The 18,111-nt window shown below is 71.4% G+C and carries 14 protein-coding genes, 3 tRNA genes and 2 pseudogenes; 9 read left to right on the top strand and 10 right to left on the bottom strand.

What is annotated here, in order from left to right; genetic code table 11:
• Window positions 1-251: 251 nt before the first annotated feature.
• The 9 genes from ACFOW4_RS01750 to ACFOW4_RS01710 all read right to left on the bottom strand — a co-directional run bounded on the left by ACFOW4_RS01750 (window position 252) and on the right by ACFOW4_RS01710 (window position 6,583).
• Complete coding sequence (locus ACFOW4_RS01750; RefSeq protein WP_377523809.1) at window positions 252-656, bottom strand: hypothetical protein; 405 nt, start codon at window positions 654-656, stop codon at window positions 252-254.
• A gap of 352 nt (window positions 657-1,008) precedes the next feature.
• Window positions 1,009-1,082: transfer RNA gene (locus ACFOW4_RS01745), tRNA-Phe, on the bottom strand.
• Window positions 1,083-1,182: 100 nt separating this feature from the next.
• Window positions 1,183-1,256: transfer RNA gene (locus ACFOW4_RS01740), tRNA-Asp, on the bottom strand.
• A gap of 31 nt (window positions 1,257-1,287) precedes the next feature.
• Window positions 1,288-1,360, bottom strand: a tRNA-Glu gene (locus tag ACFOW4_RS01735).
• Between the two features lie 154 nt (window positions 1,361-1,514).
• Window positions 1,515-2,297, bottom strand: coding sequence for a polysaccharide deacetylase family protein (locus ACFOW4_RS01730; RefSeq protein WP_377523808.1), 783 nt, complete (start codon window positions 2,295-2,297; stop codon window positions 1,515-1,517).
• 73 nt (window positions 2,298-2,370) lie between these two features.
• Window positions 2,371-3,321 carry a MerR family transcriptional regulator gene (locus ACFOW4_RS01725; RefSeq protein WP_377523807.1) on the bottom strand — a complete coding sequence of 317 codons (951 nt, stop codon included), beginning with the start codon at window positions 3,319-3,321 and terminating at the stop codon, window positions 2,371-2,373.
• On the bottom strand, window positions 3,311-3,928 hold the full coding sequence (idi, locus tag ACFOW4_RS01720) for an isopentenyl-diphosphate Delta-isomerase (RefSeq protein WP_377523805.1): 618 nt from the start codon (window positions 3,926-3,928) through the stop codon (window positions 3,311-3,313). Before idi ends, ACFOW4_RS01725 begins: the two co-directional genes overlap by 11 nt.
• On the bottom strand, window positions 3,925-5,406 hold the full coding sequence (crtI, locus tag ACFOW4_RS01715) for a phytoene desaturase family protein (RefSeq protein WP_377523804.1): 1,482 nt from the start codon (window positions 5,404-5,406) through the stop codon (window positions 3,925-3,927). The genes idi and crtI overlap by 4 nt, the downstream gene beginning before the upstream one ends.
• 28 nt (window positions 5,407-5,434) lie before the next feature.
• Window positions 5,435-6,583, bottom strand: coding sequence for a polyprenyl synthetase family protein (locus ACFOW4_RS01710; protein ID WP_377523802.1), 1,149 nt, complete (start codon window positions 6,581-6,583; stop codon window positions 5,435-5,437).
• Window positions 6,584-6,647: 64 nt separating this feature from the next.
• Here ACFOW4_RS01710 and ACFOW4_RS01705 point away from each other — a divergent pair, with 64 nt between their 5' ends.
• Together ACFOW4_RS01705 and ACFOW4_RS01700 are read left to right on the top strand one after the other, a co-directional pair.
• Window positions 6,648-7,568 (top strand): phytoene/squalene synthase family protein, encoded by a 921-nt coding sequence (locus tag ACFOW4_RS01705; protein ID WP_377523801.1) that lies wholly within the window; start codon window positions 6,648-6,650, stop codon window positions 7,566-7,568.
• Entirely contained in the window at window positions 7,565-8,887 is a 1,323-nt protein-coding gene (locus ACFOW4_RS01700; protein ID WP_377523799.1) for a cryptochrome/photolyase family protein, read from the top strand. Before ACFOW4_RS01705 ends, ACFOW4_RS01700 begins: the two co-directional genes overlap by 4 nt.
• Before the next feature lie 58 nt (window positions 8,888-8,945).
• Here the strand turns inward: ACFOW4_RS01700 and ACFOW4_RS01695 are convergent, their stop codons facing one another.
• Window positions 8,946-10,043: a serine hydrolase domain-containing protein gene (locus ACFOW4_RS01695; RefSeq protein WP_377523798.1), complete on the bottom strand. Its 1,098-nt coding sequence runs from the start codon at window positions 10,041-10,043 to the stop codon at window positions 8,946-8,948.
• A 90-nt stretch (window positions 10,044-10,133) separates the two neighbouring features.
• Here ACFOW4_RS01695 and ACFOW4_RS01690 point away from each other — a divergent pair.
• The 7 genes and pseudogenes from ACFOW4_RS01690 to ACFOW4_RS01660 form a co-directional block, all read left to right on the top strand.
• Window positions 10,134-11,121, top strand: a pseudogene (locus tag ACFOW4_RS01690) (dihydrolipoyl dehydrogenase family protein); the annotation flags it as partial.
• Between the two features lie 110 nt (window positions 11,122-11,231).
• Window positions 11,232-11,609: pseudogene (locus ACFOW4_RS01685) on the top strand (NAD(P)/FAD-dependent oxidoreductase); the annotation flags it as partial.
• Window positions 11,610-11,727: 118 nt separating this feature from the next.
• A complete protein-coding gene (locus ACFOW4_RS01680; protein ID WP_377523796.1) occupies window positions 11,728-12,732 on the top strand; it encodes a LacI family DNA-binding transcriptional regulator in 1,005 nt (334 codons plus the stop codon).
• Between the two features lie 298 nt (window positions 12,733-13,030).
• Entirely contained in the window at window positions 13,031-14,410 is a 1,380-nt protein-coding gene (locus tag ACFOW4_RS01675) for an ABC transporter substrate-binding protein (protein ID WP_377523795.1), read from the top strand.
• A gap of 78 nt (window positions 14,411-14,488) precedes the next feature.
• Window positions 14,489-15,445: a carbohydrate ABC transporter permease gene (locus ACFOW4_RS01670; RefSeq protein ID WP_377523793.1), complete on the top strand. Its 957-nt coding sequence runs from the start codon at window positions 14,489-14,491 to the stop codon at window positions 15,443-15,445.
• 9 nt (window positions 15,446-15,454) lie between these two features.
• On the top strand, window positions 15,455-16,342 hold the full coding sequence (locus ACFOW4_RS01665) for a carbohydrate ABC transporter permease (RefSeq protein WP_377523791.1): 888 nt from the start codon (window positions 15,455-15,457) through the stop codon (window positions 16,340-16,342).
• Window positions 16,343-16,371: 29 nt separating this feature from the next.
• Complete coding sequence (locus tag ACFOW4_RS01660) at window positions 16,372-18,003, top strand: glycoside hydrolase family 13 protein (RefSeq protein WP_377523789.1); 1,632 nt, start codon at window positions 16,372-16,374, stop codon at window positions 18,001-18,003.
• Window positions 18,004-18,111 lie beyond the last annotated feature (108 nt).

The raw sequence follows: 18,111 nt of genomic DNA, 5'->3' as shown, positions 1-18,111 counted from the left end.
CTTCTTCTAAACCCCAGGCCCTCCGCGGCCGGCGGCGCCCGCGCGCCTAGTCCTCATTCAGTCCTCAAGAGGTCGACCCTCGACCACTGACTGTGAGAGATGTCGAGAGGGGTTTCCGCAGGCCACGCCGGGTTCGCGCAGGTAGGCACAGGCGGGCAACTTGATCTCATAATTCTTCGGTCATCGCACAAACCTCGCCCAGTAGGCGGCACCTCACACTGGCGGTGCGACCGGTTCAACGGGGATCCCGCTCAGGGCTTGGTCAACTCGCACCAGAGCCGCAGCGCCCGGTGCCGGATGATCTGGGTACGTTCAGGCGCATCTTTGAGGGACCGCAACGTGTCGCGGAACGGAGCGGCTGGGTAGCCGTCCTCAAGCCAGTCGAGCGCTAGGTTCGCCCAATAGTCGGACCAGCAGGACAGGGCGTAGCGGACAAGGTCATCCCACGGAGGCCGATCGGAGGCCTGGTCGACGCTGAGGGTTGGGACGTCCTCGTGGCGCTGTTCCAAGAGCGGTAGCAGCGACTGGATGTTCTCCGCTGGCGTCCAGTGGCGGCCGTCGTTTGTCGAGAGGACTATCCAGTGCCCTCCAGAGTCAACGCCCAGCCTCAGCTCGTGCTTGCCGATCGCCATCACCACGCGGTTGTCGTCCGCCATCAGGTCATTGTCCAGGCGTCGCAGTACGTGGCTGTACAGCCATCTGTACAGCCAAGCCAGCGGACGGGCACAGGTAGCAGGTGACAGCAGCCGACAAGTCATGCAGGTCAGCGGCAGTGGCCGACGCAGACCGACAGGAGTCTTGATCTTTGCAAGGCAGCGGTCGGCGACGCTTGCCCGGCCGGCCGGGATGACGAGTGCCGTGCGATCTACGTGCGACAAGGAGCGGCCAGCAGCGGGATTCCGGGGTCAACGAGGGGCAGACCGGACAGCCGTGCTCCCAGGGCACAAAGCAGAACGCCGACCGGCGTTTCCGCTGGTCGGCGCTCCTGTAGCCCGGCGAAAGGCTATGTGGCCAGGGGCGGGGTCGAACCGCCGACCTTCCGATTTTCAGTCGGACGCTCGTACCAACTGAGCTACCTGGCCGTGCCGTCTCGGCCCATGTTACCCGCCGGGCGGATCCTCCGCCGGTAGGGTCACACGCTCCGATACGCAGAACGCCGCGCTGGGCGCGGCGTCAGCGCTGCGGTCCTGACGGGACTTGAACCCGCGACCTCCGCCTTGACAGGGCGGCGAGCACTCCAACTGCTCCACAGGACCTAGCTTGTGTTGCTCCGGCTTGCGCCGGTCGTGCCCCCAACGGGATTCGAACCCGTGCTACCGCCTTGAAAGGGCGGCGTCCTGGGCCGCTAGACGATGAGGGCGGCCCCGCCATCATTGCACACTCGCAACTTCAAGCGGACTTGCTCCCATCCGGCCCCGCCGGAGGCTTGGAAAGCATACGTGATGCCCGGGTGGTCCACAAAATCGGTATCCCCAAAACCGCGTCGTGGGGCATAACCGCAGCTCAGGCCGGGTCTAGCGGAGCCGGGCGATGCCGAAGCGGCGCTTCAGGTCGGCGATCAGGTGCGGGCAGGCGGCCAAGGTTGCGGCCCGGTCGCCGCCCCCGTCGTGCAGCAGAACGATCGCTCCGGGCCGGGCGGCGGCGTGGACGCGGCGGGTGATCGTGGCGGCGGTCGGCTTGCCCCAGTCCTGTGGGTCGACGTTCCAGTGCAGCGGGCGCATGCCGAGGTCCTTGGCCACCGCGACCACCTCGGGCGTCCACCGGCCACCCGGCTGCCGGTAGTAGGACACGCGCGCGCCGGGGGCCGCCGCCTCGATCGCCCGGTTGGTTCGGGTCAGGTCGGCGCGGATCTCGGCGACCGGGCGTCGCGCCAGGTCCATGTCGTGCCGCCAGCTGTGGTTGCAGAGCTGGTGTCCCTCCCGGACGATCCGCCGCACCAGGTCGGGGTGACGCTGCACCTCCCGGCCGACGACGCAGAAGGTGGCCGTCACCCTGGCCGCCCGCAGCTGGCTGAGGACCTTCGGCGTCCAGGCCGGGTTGGGCCCGTCGTCGAAGGTCAACGCCACCGTCCGTACGCCGGTGCTGCGCCGCAGGTCGGCCGGGAGCTTGGCCGGCAGTGGCCGCAGTGGTGGCTTCGGTGGAACGGTGCGGGTCGGGCGCGGCGACGGCGTGGGCGGTGCGGTCGACTCGGCCGGTTGCGGCCCTCCGGCGTGGGAGATGGTGCCGTCCGGTTGGGCGCAGCCGGCGAGCGCCAGGACCAGCACCAGGACGGACGTCAGGGCGGCGTGGGCTCGCATCTGTTCGCTCCCGGGGGGTCGGGGTACGCGGCCCCCCGACGCTAGTGGACGCGGTCGCGGCCCGACAGCCCGGTCAGGCCCCCCTCGACTGGTCCAGCGAGTCCCGGACGGCGGTCGCCAGCGAGACCGCCTCGGCCAGGTCGACCGGCCGGACCACTCCGGCGGGCAGCGTGTCGGCCCTCCAGCCGGGCCCGGCGGCGAGCACCAGCAGCGGCCGGCGGGGCGCGGTGAGCAGCGCGCTGAGCTGGGCCGGGTCGGCCGTGACCCGGGTGTGCGACCAGAGCACCACGGCGGCCGGTCCGGTCCGGTTGACCGCCTCCACGAGGGCGGCCACCGGCACCCGGGCGCCGAGCATCCGGTAGCTGACCCCGGCCTCGGCGAGCGCCGCGGCCAGCGCCTCCAACGGCAGGCTGTGCTGCTCCTCGTCGGCGCAGGAGAGCAGGATCCGGGCCGGCCCGGTGGGCGCGTACGCCCGGCTGACCGCCGCGAACGACTCCGACACGCAGCGGGAGACCAGGTGCTCCACCTCGATCAGGCCGGCGGTGACGGCGTGCCGTTCACCGATGCCGACGAGGACGGGCCGCAGCAACCCCTCCCAGGTGGCGATCACCCCGTCGGTGGCCAGCGCGTGTGCGATCGCCTCGTTGATCGCGGCCGCGTCCAGTCGCATGGCGGCCCGGGCCAGCCCACGGGCGGCCGGCCCGGCCCGGCCCACCGGGATGGTCCCGCCGCCGCCGTCCCGACTGCCGATCGGGCGGATCCGGGCCCGGGCGACGGTCTCGACGGGCACCGAGTCCGGTGCCTGGCGGGCCCAGCGGGCGGCCTCGGCGGGGCTCACCCCCTCGGCGGTGAGCCGCCGCATGATCTCCAGGCGGGCCAGGTCGGCCGGGGTGTACCGGCGGTGGTGGCCCGGGACGTGCTCGCTCGGCCCGAGCCCGTAGCGCTGATGCCAGGTACGCAGCGTGGTGACCGCCACCCCCAGCCGGCGCGCGACGGCGCCCGCGCTCAGTGCCTCATCGGCCACCCGACCGCTCCGCCGCGTCAGCCGCCGACGATCCGGACGGGGTCACGGTGGAGCCGGGCGTGCCGGCGGGCCGCGTCGAGGGGCGCAGCAGCCGGTTCACCACCCCGCCCAGCCAGGGTGCGTACGCCCGGGGGTCGACGTCGAGGTCGGCCTCCAGCGCGGTGGGGTCGGCCCAGCGCAGCTCGGCCACCTCGTCCGGGTCGGGCCGCAGTGCGGCGCCGGGAAGGAACTCGCCGCGCAGCACGTGGTCGTACTCGAACTCGACCCGCCCCGTGGTCGGGTCCTCGGCGTAGTAGACGTAGACGCCCACCTCGGTCAGCTCGACTGGGCCGGCGCCCAACTCCTCGCGCAGCCGCCGGTTGGCCGCCTCGACCAGCGACTCGCCCGGCGCGGGGTGACCGCAGCAGGAGTTGGCCCAGCGCAGAGGAAAGCGGGTCTTGACCGCGGCCCGCCGCTGGAGCAGCACCTGGCCGTCCGGGTCCACCAGCAGCACCGAGAAGGCCCGGTGCAGTTGGCCCGGGGGCTGGTGGGCGGCCGCGACGGTGGTCTCACCGCGTACCCGGCCGGCGTCGTCGACCAGCTCGACCAGGTGGTCCTCGCGGCTCATCGGCCCTCCCCGGTGATCCGGCCGGCGGCCAGCTTGCCGGAGATCAACACCATCGGTACGCCGACCCCCGGCTGCGTGCCGGAGCCGACGAAGACCACGTTCGACAGGTCCCGGTGCAGGTTGGACGGGCGGAACGGGCCGGTCTGGAAGAGGCTGTGCGCGGCGGCGAACGGGGTGCCGGCGGCCATTCCCTGCTCGGCCCAGTCGGCGGGGGTGATCGCCCGCAGCACCTCGACGCCGGCGCCGAAGCCGACGTAGCCGCGCTCCTCCAGCGTGCCGATCAGTTGGTCGCTGTAGCGCTGGGTCAGGTCGCCGCGCCAGTCGAACGGGGCCCGGTCGAGGTTGGGCACCGGCGCGAGCACGTAGTAGGTGTGCCGGTCCGGTGGCGCCACCGAGGGGTCGGTGCGGCTCGGGTTGGTGACCAGCAGCGACGGGTCGGTCATCAGATCACCCCGACGGATGACCTCGTCGAAGGTGCCCTTCCACGCGCGTCCGAAGTGGATGTTGTGGTGGGCGATCTTCGTGTAGCCCTGCCGCGAGCCGATGTGCAGGACGACGCAGGACGGCGAGTAGGTGAGCTTGCGCTGACGGGCCGGCGGCAGCAGGTCGCGGTAGGCGACCGGCAGGTCGGGGTTGAGCACCACCACGTCCGCCGGCACCAGTTCACCGTCGGCGGTGAGCACCCCGGTGGCCCGTCCGTTCGCCGTCTCGACCCGGGTCACGGTGGTGCCGTACCGGATCTGCACGCCGTGCTTCTCGGCGGCGCCGGCCATCGCCCGGGACACCGCGTGGATGCCGCCGCGCGGGAAGTACACGCCGGCCACCGAGTCGAGGTACGCGATGACCGCGTAGATCGCCAGCGCGTCGTGTGGGGCCAGCCCGGCGTACATCGCCTGGAACGAGAAGATCCGCTGGGTGCGCGGGTCCCGGAAAAACTGGTTGATCTTCGTCTGGAGGCGCCGGAAGGCCCCGCCGGTGAGGAGCTTGAGCAGGTTGCCGGTGATCAGGTCGGTCGGCGCGTCCAGGTTGCGCTCGATGAAGTCGGCCCGCTCCAGGCGCCACAGCTCCCGGGCGTAGTCGACGAAGCGCAGGTAGCCGTCGGCCTCGCGGGGACCGCAGACCCGGGAGATCTCCGCCGCCATCCGGGTGGTGTCGGTGAGCACGTCGAGGGTGGAGCCGTCCGGGTAGTACGCCCGGTAGGCCGGGTCGAGCGGGGTCAGGTCGAGCCAGTCCCGCAGCTCCTCGCCGACCGCGCCGAGCGCCTCGGCGATCAGGTCGGGCATGGTGAGCACCGTGGGGCCGGTATCGAACTCGTAGCCGTCCACGCCCAGCCGACCGGCCCGGCCGCCGGGCACCGGCTCGCGTTCCAGCACGGTCACCTGTCGGCCGCTGCCGGCCAGGTGCAGCGCGCACGCCAGCCCGCCGAGCCCCGCGCCGACGACCACCACCCGGTCCGTCCGTCCCGTCACCGTGCGCACGTGACCACCTCCTCGAAAAAGTCGCTCATCAGGCCCGCCGGTTGGTGGCGGCGGTGGCCAGACCGGTCAGCGCGGTCCGCGCCGTCCGGTCCACGTCTGCGCTGTCCAGCGCGGCCAGCGCCTCGCCCACCCGCTCGGCGATCATCCGCTCCACCCAGGCCACCGCGCCGGTGTCGGCGACGAGTTGGGCGAGTCGACCGACCTCCGCCTCGCCGGCCTCGACGCCCTCCAGCGCCCGGCGCTGCGCCGGAGTGGCCAGTTGTCGGGCCAGCATCAGCAGGGTGGTCGGCTTGCCGGTGCGCAGGTCGTCACCGGCCGGCTTGCCGGTGGTCGCCGGGTCACCGTAGACCCCGAGCAGGTCGTCGCAGAGCTGGAACGCCTCGCCTACGGCCAGGCCGTAGCGGGTGTACGCGGCGGTCACCGGGGCGTCGGCGGCCATGCCGGCCAGGCAGGCCCCGAAGAGCAGCGGACGCTGGACGGTGTAGCTGGCGGTCTTGTAACGGGCCACTCGCAGCGCCCGGTCGACCGACCAGTTGGCCGCGTCGTTCTCACCGAGCACGTCGAGGTACTGCCCGGCCACCGTCTCCACCCGCATCTGGTCGTAGCAGCGGCGCACCTCGAGCAGTCGGGCCGGCGGCACGGTGGCGTGTGCCAGCAGCCGGTCGGCCCACACCATGCAGAGGTCGCCGATGAGCACCGCGACGGCCTCGCCGAACCGGCCGGGGTCTCCCCGGTGGCCGGCGGCGACGTGCTGCGCGGCGAGCGCCACGTGTGCGGTCGGCCGGCCGCGGCGGGTGGCGGAGGCGTCCATCACGTCGTCGTGCACCAGGGCGAAGGTGTGCAGCAGTTCGAGGGCGGCCAGCGCGGGCAGCACCGGTGGCAGGGGCTGGTTGCCGCCGACGACGCCGCGCCAGCCCCAGTAGGCGAAGGTGGGCCGGATCCGCTTGCCGCCGGCCAGCACCGCGTCCCGGGCGGCGGTGGCGAAGCTGCCCATCGCTGCGTCGATCTCGGTGAGCGAGTCGACCTCGGCGGCGAGGAAGGTGGCCAGGGTGTCGTCCACCGCGGTGATCAGGTCCTGGGTGTACGCGGCCAGCACGGCGCGGACCGGATCGTCCCTGTCGCCCGGCCGCGCCGGTGCCACGCGTAGCGCATTGCCCGCAACTGCGTCGTTGGCCATGTGGGCGAGCGTACCCTAGGGTACGAGTTGCGTCGATTGGTGCGTCGATAAACGAGGAGGGCCGGTGGACACGGATCTCACCGCTGCCTATGACCGATGCCGTGAGCTGCACAGACGCCACGGCCGCACCTACTATCTCGCCACCAGGCTGCTCCCCGCTTGGAAACGGCGGCATGTGCACGCCCTGTACGGATTCACCAGGTACGCCGACGAGATCGTCGACCGCACCGAGGACCTGCCACCGGCCGAGCGGGCCGCCCGGCTCGACGACTGGGGCGGTCGTTTCGTGGCCGGCCTGCACGGTGCGCCGGCGGACGATCCGCTGCTTCCGGCAGTGCTGCACACGATTGCCATCTTCGATCTCGATCGGGACGACTTTGCGTCGTTTCTGAAGAGCATGGCGATGGACCTGACCGTGACGTCGTACCGGACCTACGACGACCTGCTCGACTACATGGAGGGTTCGGCCGCCGTCATCGGCACCATGATGCTGCCGATCCTGGGCAGCTCCGACCCGGCGGCGGCCCGTGAGCCGGCCCGGCAGCTCGGCTTCGCCTTCCAGCTCACCAACTTCATCCGCGACGTCGCCGAGGACCTCGACCGGGGCCGCACGTACCTCCCCGACGAGGACCTGGCCAAGTTCGGCGTCACCCGCGCCGAGCTGCTCCAGGCCCGGGCCCGGGGGCGCGGCACGTCCCAGATCCGCGAACTGATCGAGTACGAGGTGACCCGCGCACAGGCGCACTACGCCGCCGCCGCGCCGGGTATCACCCTGCTGGCTCCGGCCTCGCAGGCGTGCATGCGCACCGCGTACGCGCTCTACGGCGGCATCCTCGACCAGGTCGCCGCGCAGGACTACGACGTCTTCGTCCGGCGGGCCCTGGTCCCACAGCGGCAGCGGATGGCGGTGGCGGCCCGGTCCCTGCTCACGTCGGCCGGTACCCCGGTCGTCATCCCCGGGCCGACGGTCCACCCGGCTCCGTGACCGCTGGCACCGCCATCGTGCTCCTCACCCGCGACCTGCGGGTGCACGACCACCCGGCGCTGGCCACCACCTGCGCCGCCTTCGACCGGGTGGTGCCGTTGTACGTGCTCGATCCGCAGCTGGCCGGGCTGTCGGCGAACCGGATGCGGTTCCTGCACCAGAGCCTCGCCGAGCTGCGCGCCGAGCTGCGCGAACGCGGCGGTGACCTGGTGGTCCGCCACGGGGACCCGGTGGCCGAGACGGTCCGGCTGGCCGGCGAGGTGGGCGCCACCGCGGTCGCGCTCTCCGCCGACGTCAGCCGGTACGCCCGGCGCCGGGAGCGGCGGCTGCGCGCCGAGTGCGACCGGCACCGGCTGCACCTGCGGCTGTTCCCGGGGCTGACCGTGGTCGAGCCGGGTGCGCTGCACCCCGGCGGCGGCGACCACTACCGGGTGTTCAGCCCGTACCACCGGGCCTGGGCGGCTCTTCGGTGGCGGGAGGAACTGGCCGCGCCGCGCCGGGTCACGCTGCCCGACGGGCTGGACGTGGGCCGGCTGCCGGAGCCGCCGGCCGGGGACTCGCCGGAGGCCGCACCCGGCGGGGAGCGGGTGGCCCGGCAGCGGCTCACCGACTGGCTGCCCGAGCTGGACGGGTACGGCGACCGCCACGACGACATGGCCGGGGACGGCACCTCGCGGCTGAGCCCGTACCTGCGCTTCGGGTGTCTCTCCCCACTCGCGGTGGCCAACCGGGCCGGTGACCGGTCCGGGCCGTTCGTCCGGCAGATCTGCTGGCGGGACTTCTACTACCAGGTCACCGCCGCCTTTCCCGAGATCTCGGAGCAGCCGTACCGGCGGGGTGCGACCGAGCGGTGGCGCTACGACGACGACGCGCTGGCGGCCTGGACGGAGGGCCGCACCGGGCTGCCGATCGTGGACGCCGGAATGCGGCAGATGCGGGCCCAGGGCTGGATGCACAACCGGGCTCGGCTGATCACCGCCGGCTACCTGACCAAGCACCTGGGTCAGGACTGGCGGCCCGGGGTGGGGGTCTTCTTCCGCTGGCTGCTCGACGGGGACGTGGCCAACAACTCCGGCAACTGGCAGTGGGTTGCCGGCACCGGCAACGACACCAAGCCGTACCGGGGGTTCAACCCGGTCCGGCAGGCCGAGCGGTACGACCCGGACGGCGCGTACGTGCGCCGTTGGGTACCGGAGCTGGCGGAGGTGCGGGGCAAGGCCGTACACCAGCCGTGGCGACTGCCCGACCAGCTCCGGCGCACCGTCGACTACCCACCCCCGCTCTCCGTCCCCGACACCGACCCGGCCTGGCTGCGCTGAAAGGAAGGGCCCCTTCTTAACGCCTGGCGTTGTACAAGGGGCCCCTCCTAACATCCGGTCACAGGCAGGAGTGCAGGGCCTCGACCAGCTCGTCGACCCGGTCGTGCTCGGCCAGCCGGGCGGTGACGTAGGCGAAGGTGTAGCCCCGCTCCGGGTCGGCCCACGCGCTGCTACCGCCGAGGCCGCCCATGCCCCAACTGCCGTCCGGCTCCCACTGCATGCCCAGCGTCCACCGGGCACTCCGCTCGAGCACCACGTCCGGCCCGTCGTACTGGACCCGGGTCGCCTCGGCCACCATCTCGGGGCTGAACAGCCGGACCCCGTCCAGGACGCCACCGGCGAGCAGGCCGGCGTAGAGCCGGGCCAGCCCGGAAGCGGTGGCGTGCAGGTTGACCGCCGGCACCTCGGCACCCCGCCAGAGCGGGCTGTTCACCACCGTCAGGTCCCGCCCGCCGGCCGGATTGTCCATCGACCGTGCCCGTACCGAGCCGGGCTCACCGAGCACCCGGGTCGGCCACTGCGGGTCACCATAGGAGAGGTCGGCGCAGCGCCGCTGGTCCGCCTCTGCCAGCCCGAAGCCGAGGTCGAGCCGCCACGGGCCGGCGATCTCCTGGGCCACGAACCGGCCCACCGACCGTCCGTCCACCCGGCGGACCAGCTCGCCCACCAGGTGCCCGTACGTCCAGGCGTGCTCGCCGGCGACCGAACCCGGTGTCCACTCCGGCTCGGCGCCGGCCAGGTCGGCGCAGAGCAGCGCCCAGTCGGCGATCGCGGTGGCCGGGCGGGGCACCGGGAAGGCGGGCAGCCCCGCGGTGTGCGACAACACCTGTCGGACCGTCGCCGGGGTACGGAAGTCCGGCCAGTAGCGGCTCACCTGCTCGTCCAGGTCGACCCGTCCCCGGTCGACGAGCATCAGCAGGCAGAGCGCCACCACGGGTTTGCCGACCGAGTAGACGTTCACCAGCGTGTCCGGCCGCCACGGGTCGACCGCCGGTCCGCCGACACCCGAGGGGGTCGGTGCGCCAGCGCGCGAACCGCCGACGAGATCCACCACCGGGCGGCCGTCGTACCAGATCGTCAGGCCGGCGCCGGTCTCCCGGCCGGCGGCGAACAGGTCGTGGTAGCAGTCCCGGACCGGGGCGCAGCGCGGTTGCATCCGGCCACCGTAGGCGCCCGGCCCGGTGATCGCGCCTACTTTTCGCCGGGCACTGTGCTCGGGGCGAGGGTGCTGCGAGATGCTGTCCAGGTGGCGGAGCCGGAGCTGGTGGATGTGGTCGTGGTCGGGCTCGGGGTCGGCGGCGAGGAGGTGGCCGGGCGGCTCGCCGAGGCCGGCCTGACCGTCGTCGGCGTCGAGCGGGACCTGGTCGGTGGAGAGTGCCCGTACTGGGGCTGCATCCCGAGCAAGATGATGATCCGGGCGGCCAATGCCATCGCCGAGGCACGCCGGATCGACGGCCTGGCCGGGACGGCGCAGGTCCAGCCGGACTGGGCGCCGGTGGCGAAGCGGATCCGCGAGGAGGCCACCGACACCTGGGACGACACGGTGGCGGTGGACCGGTTCATCGGCCGGGGCGGTCGGTTCGTCCGGGGCAGCGGTCGGCTCGACGGGCCGGGCCGGGTACGGGTCGGCGACCAGGTGTTCCAGGCCCGGCACGGGATCGTGCTGGGCACCGGCAGCCGACCCTCGGTGCCGCCCATCGACGGGCTGGCCGACACCCCGTACTGGACGAACCACCAGGCCATCGAGGTCGAGCAGTTGCCGGAGTCGCTGCTGGTGCTCGGCGGCGGTGCGATCGGGCTGGAGCTGGCGCAGGTCTTCGCCCGCTTCGGGGTCCGGGTCACCGTCGTGGAGGCGCTGGACCGGGTGCTCGCCATCGAGGAGCCGGAGGCGTCCGAGGTGGCCGCGTCCGCGCTGCGCGCCGACGGCGTGGAGATCCACACCGGGGTACGGGCCGAGCGGGTCGAGCATGACGGGAGCCGCTTCACCCTGCACGGCGCCGGCGGGGCGCAGTTCACCGCGGACCAGCTGCTGGTGGTGACCGGTCGCCGCGCCCATCTGGAGGAGCTGGGGCTGGACACGGTCGGCGTGGACGCCGGGCAGCGCTACCTGCCGGTCGACGACCGGTTGCACGTCACCGACGGCATCTGGGCGGTCGGAGACGTGACCGGCGAGGGCGCCTTCACGCACATCGCCATGTACCAGGCGGCGATCGTGATCGCCGACGTGCTGGCCCAGGCCCGGCTGGCCCAGGCGGGGCCGGACGCCAGCGGGACCGCGAGCGTGGTCGGTGGCGCGATGGGCGCGTCCAGCGCGCTGGGCGCCAGCGGGTCGAGCGGGTCGGCCGGGACCGTGCCGCGGGCCGACTACCGCGCGCTGCCCCGGGTGACCTTCACCGACCCCGAGGTCGGCGCGGTGGGGCTGACCGAGCAGCAGGCCCGCGAGCGCGGCATCAACGTGCAGGTCGGTTACACCAAGCTGGGTACCTCGACCCGGGGTTGGATCCACCAGGTCGGCGACGAGGGCTTCATCAAGCTGATCGCGGACGCCGACCAGGGCGTGCTGATCGGCGCCACGTCGGTCGGCCCGGCCGGTGGCGAGGTGCTCTCGGCGCTGGTTGTGGCGGTGCACGCGGCGGTGCCGGTGAGCCAGCTCCGGCATATGATCTACGCCTACCCGACCTTCCACCGTGCCATCGAGGACGCGCTGCGCAACCTGTCCTGAGGGTGTCGATTCACCGACCCCGGGCTGCCGCACGGCTGGCAGAGGTTCGCAAGGAGCAGGCAACAGCTCGACAATTGCCTGTTCATTTCTTTCACTGCTGTGACGTACGATTGCGGCCGTGACCAAGCGGTTGACTGAAGTTGCCAAGAAGGCGGGCGTCAGCGAAGCCACCGTCAGCCGGGTGCTCAACGGTCGGGACGGAGTCTCCGAGGCGACCCGGACGGCCGTGCTGACCGCGCTGGACGTGCTCGGCTACGAGCGTCCGACCAAGCTGCGCGGCGAGCGGGCCCGGCTGGTCGGGCTGGTGCTGCCCGAACTGCAGAACCCGATCTTCCCGGCGCTCGCCGAGGTGGTCACCGGCTCCCTCGCCCAGCGCGGCTACACGCCGGCGCTCTGCGCCCGCACCATCGGCGGCGTGTCCGAGATGGACTACGTGGAGATGCTCCTCGACCACCAGGTCTCCGGGGTCATCTTCGCCGGTGGCTCGTACGCGCTGGCCGACGCCCGGCACGACCACTACCGCCGGCTGACCGAGCGGGGCCTTCCGGTGGTGCTGGTCAACGCCGGGGTGGACGAGTTGGGCTTCCCCCGGGTCTCGACCGACGACGCGGTGGCGGTGGAGCAGGCGTACGGGCATCTGCGCTCGCTCGGTCACGAGCGGATCGGGATGGTGCTCGGTCCCGAGGGCCACGTGCCCTCGCGCCGCAAGCTGGACGCGATGGTCCAGGCCGCGGGTTGGGGTGACGGCGACCGGGAGTGCGTCGAGCGTTCCAGCTTCTCCATGGAGGGGGCGCGGGTCGCCGCGACCAAGCTGGTGGAGCGGGGCGTGACGGGCATCATCTGCGCCAGCGATGTGCTCGCGCTGGGGACCATCCGGGCCGCCCGGCGGCTGGGTCGTGCGGTGCCGACGGACATCTCGGTCGTGGGCTTCGACGACTCGGCGTTCATGACCTGCACCGACCCGCCGTTGACCACGGTGCGGCAGCCGATTGAGACGATGGGTCAGGCCGCGGTGGACCTGCTGGTCACCCAGATCGAGGGCGTCGGCGTCCTGCAGGACGAGCTGCTGTTCGAGCCCGAACTGGTGGTACGCGGTTCCACCGGTCCCGCGCCCGGCCGCTGATCCGGCCGCACCCCGACGACGCTTCGGCCGTCGACCGCTACCGCGGTCGGCGGCCGTTCTGTCTTGGGGTGCAAAACGGGTGGCACTTCGCGAACCAGGCGCGGATCCATGATTTGTCGTTTTCTGCCGGTAGCAAGTCGCGTCCTTTCAGTACGGAATCGATACCTTGCTGGAACGAGTCGCCCTCGCTACAGTGACTCCACTCACACCTGGCTCCGGCGCAGCTACAGGGCGTCAGGCCGTATCACCGCAGATTCAGCGACGTCATGGAGACACCCGTTCCCGAAGGGATGGACAGATGTCCGTACCGCAGTACCGGAAGGCTGCGGCGTTGGCGCTCGTGGCCGGCCTGGGGTTCAGCCTCACGGCTTGCTCCACGAAGAGCGACGACGCATCGAACGATGCAGGCGGCAAGGTCACCATCACCGTCGACTGCCAGCCGGTCGGCGCCCAGAAAGAGCTGCTGAAGAACTGGAACGACGACGTCGCCGAGTTCCAGCGGCAGAACCCGAACATCGTCGTCAAGAGCGTCAGCGTCGGGGAGCAGTGCAACAACCCGCCCGACTTCACCGCCCGCCTCGCCGGCGGCACCGTGACCGACGTGTTCTACGGGTACATGACCGATCTCCAGCAGGTGCTCGACTCCGGTCAGGCGATGGACATCACCGAGTTCGCCAACAAGGACACGGTGCCAACCTGGGACAGCGTCGACCCGGCGCTCAAGGGGGTGTTCACCGACGGCGGCAAGCTCTACGCCGTCCCGGTGAAGAACTACTCGATGGGCCTGGTCTACAACAAGGTCCTGTTCCAGCAGGCCGGGCTCGACGTGAACAACCCGCCCAAGACGTGGGGCGAGGTGCGGGCCGCCGCCAAGAAGATCTCCGCGCTCGGCAAGGGCATCTCCGGCTACTCGGAGTACAGCGCCGGCAACACCGGAGGCTGGCACTTCACCTCGTTGCTCTACTCGCAGGGCGGCCAGGTGCTGACCGAGGACGGCAAGAAGGCCGACTTCAACAACGCGATGGGCAAGCAGGTCCTGCAGAACCTCAAGGACATGCGGTACGGCGACAACAGCATGGGCGACCGCCAGCTGCTCCAGTGGGGCGACCTGCTGACCAACGCCGGCGCCGGCAAGGTCGGCATGTTCATCGGCGCGCCGGACGCCACCCAGGCCATCGTCAGCCAGTTCCAGGGCAAGTTCCAGGACTGGGCGATGGCTCCGCTGCCCGGCCAGGACGGCGCGGCGAAGGCCACGCTCGGTGGTGGCGAGGGTTACTTCTTCAAGAAGGGCCTCACCCCGGAGCAGGTCAAGGCCGGTCTGAAGTGGATCGCGTACCAGAAGCTGACGCCGGGCAAGGGTCAGTTCGACTACGTGCGGGCCAAGCCGCAGAACTACCCGGTGGGTCTGCCCCAGCCGCTGCTCTTCGCCAACGGCAGCGACGCGCAGAAGAAGGAACTCGAGCTGCGCAAGGCGAACGCGAACGTCGACACCACGAACTTCGCGCTCTTCGAGGCGACCCCGGTCCCGATCAAGGGTGAGCCCCGCAACGCGCAGGCGGTCTACGCGGTGCTCGACGCCGCGATGTCCGGTGTGCTGACCAACCCGAACGCGAACATCGACGCGCTGCTCAAGACCGCCGAGGACAAGGTCAACAAGCTCCTCGCCGCCGAGAGCTGATCCGAGGGTGTGGGGGCCGGCGTGCCGGCCCCCACCACCCGCACCGTCCGGTCCCACAGAACTCACGCAGGAGTTGCCTTGGCGATCACCACCGTCCCGGGGACCAGGAGGGAACCGGGTCGCCCCGCGTCGCCGTACCGGCGGAGGCCGCAGCGTACGAGCCTCGGCCGCAAGGTACGCGACAACCTCACCGGGCACGCGTTCCTGATCGGCGCGGTGATCTGCTTCGCGCTCTTCGCCTGGTACCCGATGATCCGCGGCATCGTCATGAGCTTCCAACGCACCCGGCGCGGCGTCACGACCTGGGTGGGCTGGGACAACTACGACCGCATCATCGCCGACCCCAGCTTCTGGAACGCCTGGAAGAACACCCTCTACTTCACCGTTCTCGCGCTCGTCCTCGGCTACGCGGTGCCGTTCTTCGTGGCGATCCTGCTCAACGAGTTCCGCCACGCCAAGGGGTACCTGCGCATCCTGGTCTACCTGCCGGTGATGCTGCCGCCGGCCTCGGCGCTGTTCCTCTTCAAGTTCTACGCGTACGACCCGGGCGACGCGGGCCTGTTCAACTCGATCCTCAAGGCGCTGCATCTGCCCACCTCGCAGTGGATGCAGTCGACCGGGATGACGATGCCGGCCATGGTGATCGCGTCGACCTGGATGAACATGGGCGGCGCCGTGCTGATCTACCTGGCGGCCCTGCAGAACATCCCCGGTGAGCTCTACGAGGCGGCCGAGCTCGACGGCGCCGGGATCTGGCGCCGGATCCGGCACGTGACGATCCCGCAGACCCGGCTGATCCTCGCGCTCCTGGCGATGCTGCAGATCGTCGCGACGATGCAGTTCTTCATCGAACCGCTGATCCTCGCCAACGGTACGGGCGCGGAGGACTCCGCGACCTCGGTGGCGTACCTCATCTACCAGCACGGGTTCTTCCAGAACGATCTCAACGGCGCCGCGGCGCTCGGGGTGATCATGCTCGTGGTGCTGGCCGGTTTCTCCGCCGCGTACGTGCGGCTGAGCGCGAAACAGGACTAGGGGCGGGACATGGCACAGGACTCCGGGAACCGGACCCTCATCTCGCACGCCCAACTGCGGCGGGGGCGCGGCCGGGTCCTCTACTGGGCGCTGCTCACCGTGGTCGTGGTGGGCTTCACGCTCGTCTTCCTCGGCCCGCTCTACTGGATGGTCACCGGCGCGCTCAAGTCCGGCCAGGAGATCGCGCAGACCCCGCCGTCGCTGTTCCCGAAGGATCCCCAGCTGCAGAACTACGCCGACGCATGGAACAACCTGGAACTCGCCAAGCTGCTGTTCAACACCTTCTACTACGCGGCCGGCGCGCTGCTGTTCCAGCTCGTCCTCGACACCGCCGCGGCGTACGCGCTGTCGAAGCTGCGACCGGTGTTCGGCAACGTGATCCTGGGCCTGATGCTGGCGACGCTGATGATCCCGGCGATGGTCCTCATCGTTCCGCAGTACGTAACCGTGATCGACCTGCCGATCCTGCACGTCAACCTGCTCGACTCGCCGTTCGCGATCTGGCTGCCCGCGGTCGCCAACGCGTTCAACATCTTCCTGCTGAAACGGTTTTTCGACTCGATTCCGGAGGAGCTGATGGCGGCGGCCCTCGTGGACGGCGCGACGCCGCTGCGCACGCTGTGGTCGATCATCCTGCCGATGTCGCGTCCCATCCTCGGCGTAGTCTCGATCTTCGCGGTGACGGCGGTCTGGAAGGACTTCCTCTGGCCGAAACTCGTCATGCCCTCGCCGGAGACCCGGACGGTCAGCGTCGGCATCTACTCCTTCTCCGGTGGTACGCCGGAAAACGTGGTGATCGCGGCGTCGGTCATCGCGGCGATCCCGACCGTCATCGTCTTCCTGATCTTCCAGAGGAACATCATGTCCGGTCTGACCACCGGCAGCCTCAAGGGATAGCCCCGTACTGACGCAGAAAGCAGGTGCTCGTGTCCGCAGCAGACGGAGGTCCGTGGTGGCGTGGAGCGGTGATCTACCAGGTGTACCCACGTAGCTTCGCCGACGGCGACGGCGACGGCATCGGCGACATCGCCGGCATCCGATCCCGGCTGAACCACCTGTCCGCGCTCGGCGTCGACGCGATCTGGTTCAGCCCCTGGTACCCCTCGCCGATGGCCGACGCCGGCTACGACGTGGCCGACTACCGCGACATCGACCCGGTGTTCGGCAGCCTGGCCGAGGTGGAGGCGCTGATCGCGGAGGCGCACGCGCTGGGCATCCGGACCATCGTCGACGTGGTGCCGAACCACTGCTCGGACGCGCACCCCTGGTTCCAGGCGGCACTCGCCGGCGGGCCGGACGCACCCGAGCGGGACCTGTTCTGGTTCCGGCCCGGCCGGGGCCCGAACGGCGACCAGCGGCCCACCGACTGGGTCGGCGAGTTCGGCGGCCCGACCTGGACGCGGACCACCAACCCGGACGGCACCCCCGGCGACTGGTACCTGCACCTTTTCGCCCCGCAGCAGCCCGACTTCAACTGGGACCACCCACGGGTACGGGCCGAGTTCGAGGACATCCTGCGGTTCTGGTTCGACCGGGGCGTGGACGGTATCCGGATCGACTCGGCCGGGCTGCTGGTCAAGGACGGGACGCTGCCCGAGGTCCGACCGGACCAGCCACACCCGTTCCACGACCTCGACGGTGTGCACGACATCTACCGCGGCTGGCGGCGGCTGGCCGACTCCTACCCCGGCGACCGGGCACTGATCGGTGAGGTGTGGATGCCGGACCGGCAGCGGTTCGCCAACTACCTGCGCCCGGACGAGCTGCACGCGGCGTTCAACTTCGACTTCCTCGGCTGCGCCTGGGACGCCTCGGCGCTGCGCGAGAGCATCGACGGAACGCTGAGCGCGCACGCGCCGGTCGGCGCCCCGGCCACCTGGGTGCTCTCCAACCACGACGTCACCCGGCACGTCACCCGCTACGGCCGGGCGGACACCACGTTCAGCTTCGCCGCCAAGCGCGAGGGGATCCCCACCGACCTGGAGCTGGGCACCCGCCGGGCCCGGGCCGCCGCGCTGCTCAGCCTGTCCCTGCCCGGCGCCACCTACGTCTACCAGGGCGAGGAGCTGGGCCTCTGGGAGGTCGAGGACATCCCGTACGCGCTGCGCCAGGACCCGATGTGGGAACGCTCCGGGCGGGTCGACCCCGGGCGGGACGGCTGCCGGGTGCCGCTGCCCTGGGCCGGCGACGAGCCGCCGTTCGGGTTCAGCCCCGACGGCGCCGCCGCACCCTGGCTGCCGCAGCCGGCCGACTGGAAGGACCGGACGGTCCGGGCGCAGACCGGGGACGCCACCTCGATGCTCGAGCTGTACCGGGCGGCGATCCGGATCCGGCGTGCCGACCCGGCGCTCGGTGACGGCGAGCTGAGCTGGCTGCCCGCTCCCGACCGGGTGCTGACGTTCAGCCGTGGCGGCGGCTTCCGCTGCCTGGTCAACCTCTCCGACGTTCCGGTGGCGCTGCCGGCGCACGACGAGCTGCTGCTGGTCAGTGGGCCGCTCGACGATGGTCGGCTGCCCCCGGACACCGCCGTCTGGCTGCGTACCGCCGAGCCAGCCTGACCCGCGTGGCGCCGGCGGCCCGTCCCGGCCGCCGGCGCCACCCACCCGCTGCCCCGCCGGGGCCATGACGAGGAAGGAGGTACCGAGGGGAGATCGCCGCGCCGCACG

Origin of the sequence: Micromonospora sp. GCM10011542 (genome assembly GCF_042650685.1) — a bacterium.
Classification (GTDB): domain Bacteria; phylum Actinomycetota; class Actinomycetes; order Mycobacteriales; family Micromonosporaceae; genus Micromonospora.
This window is presented reverse-complemented; position numbering and strand designations above follow the sequence as displayed.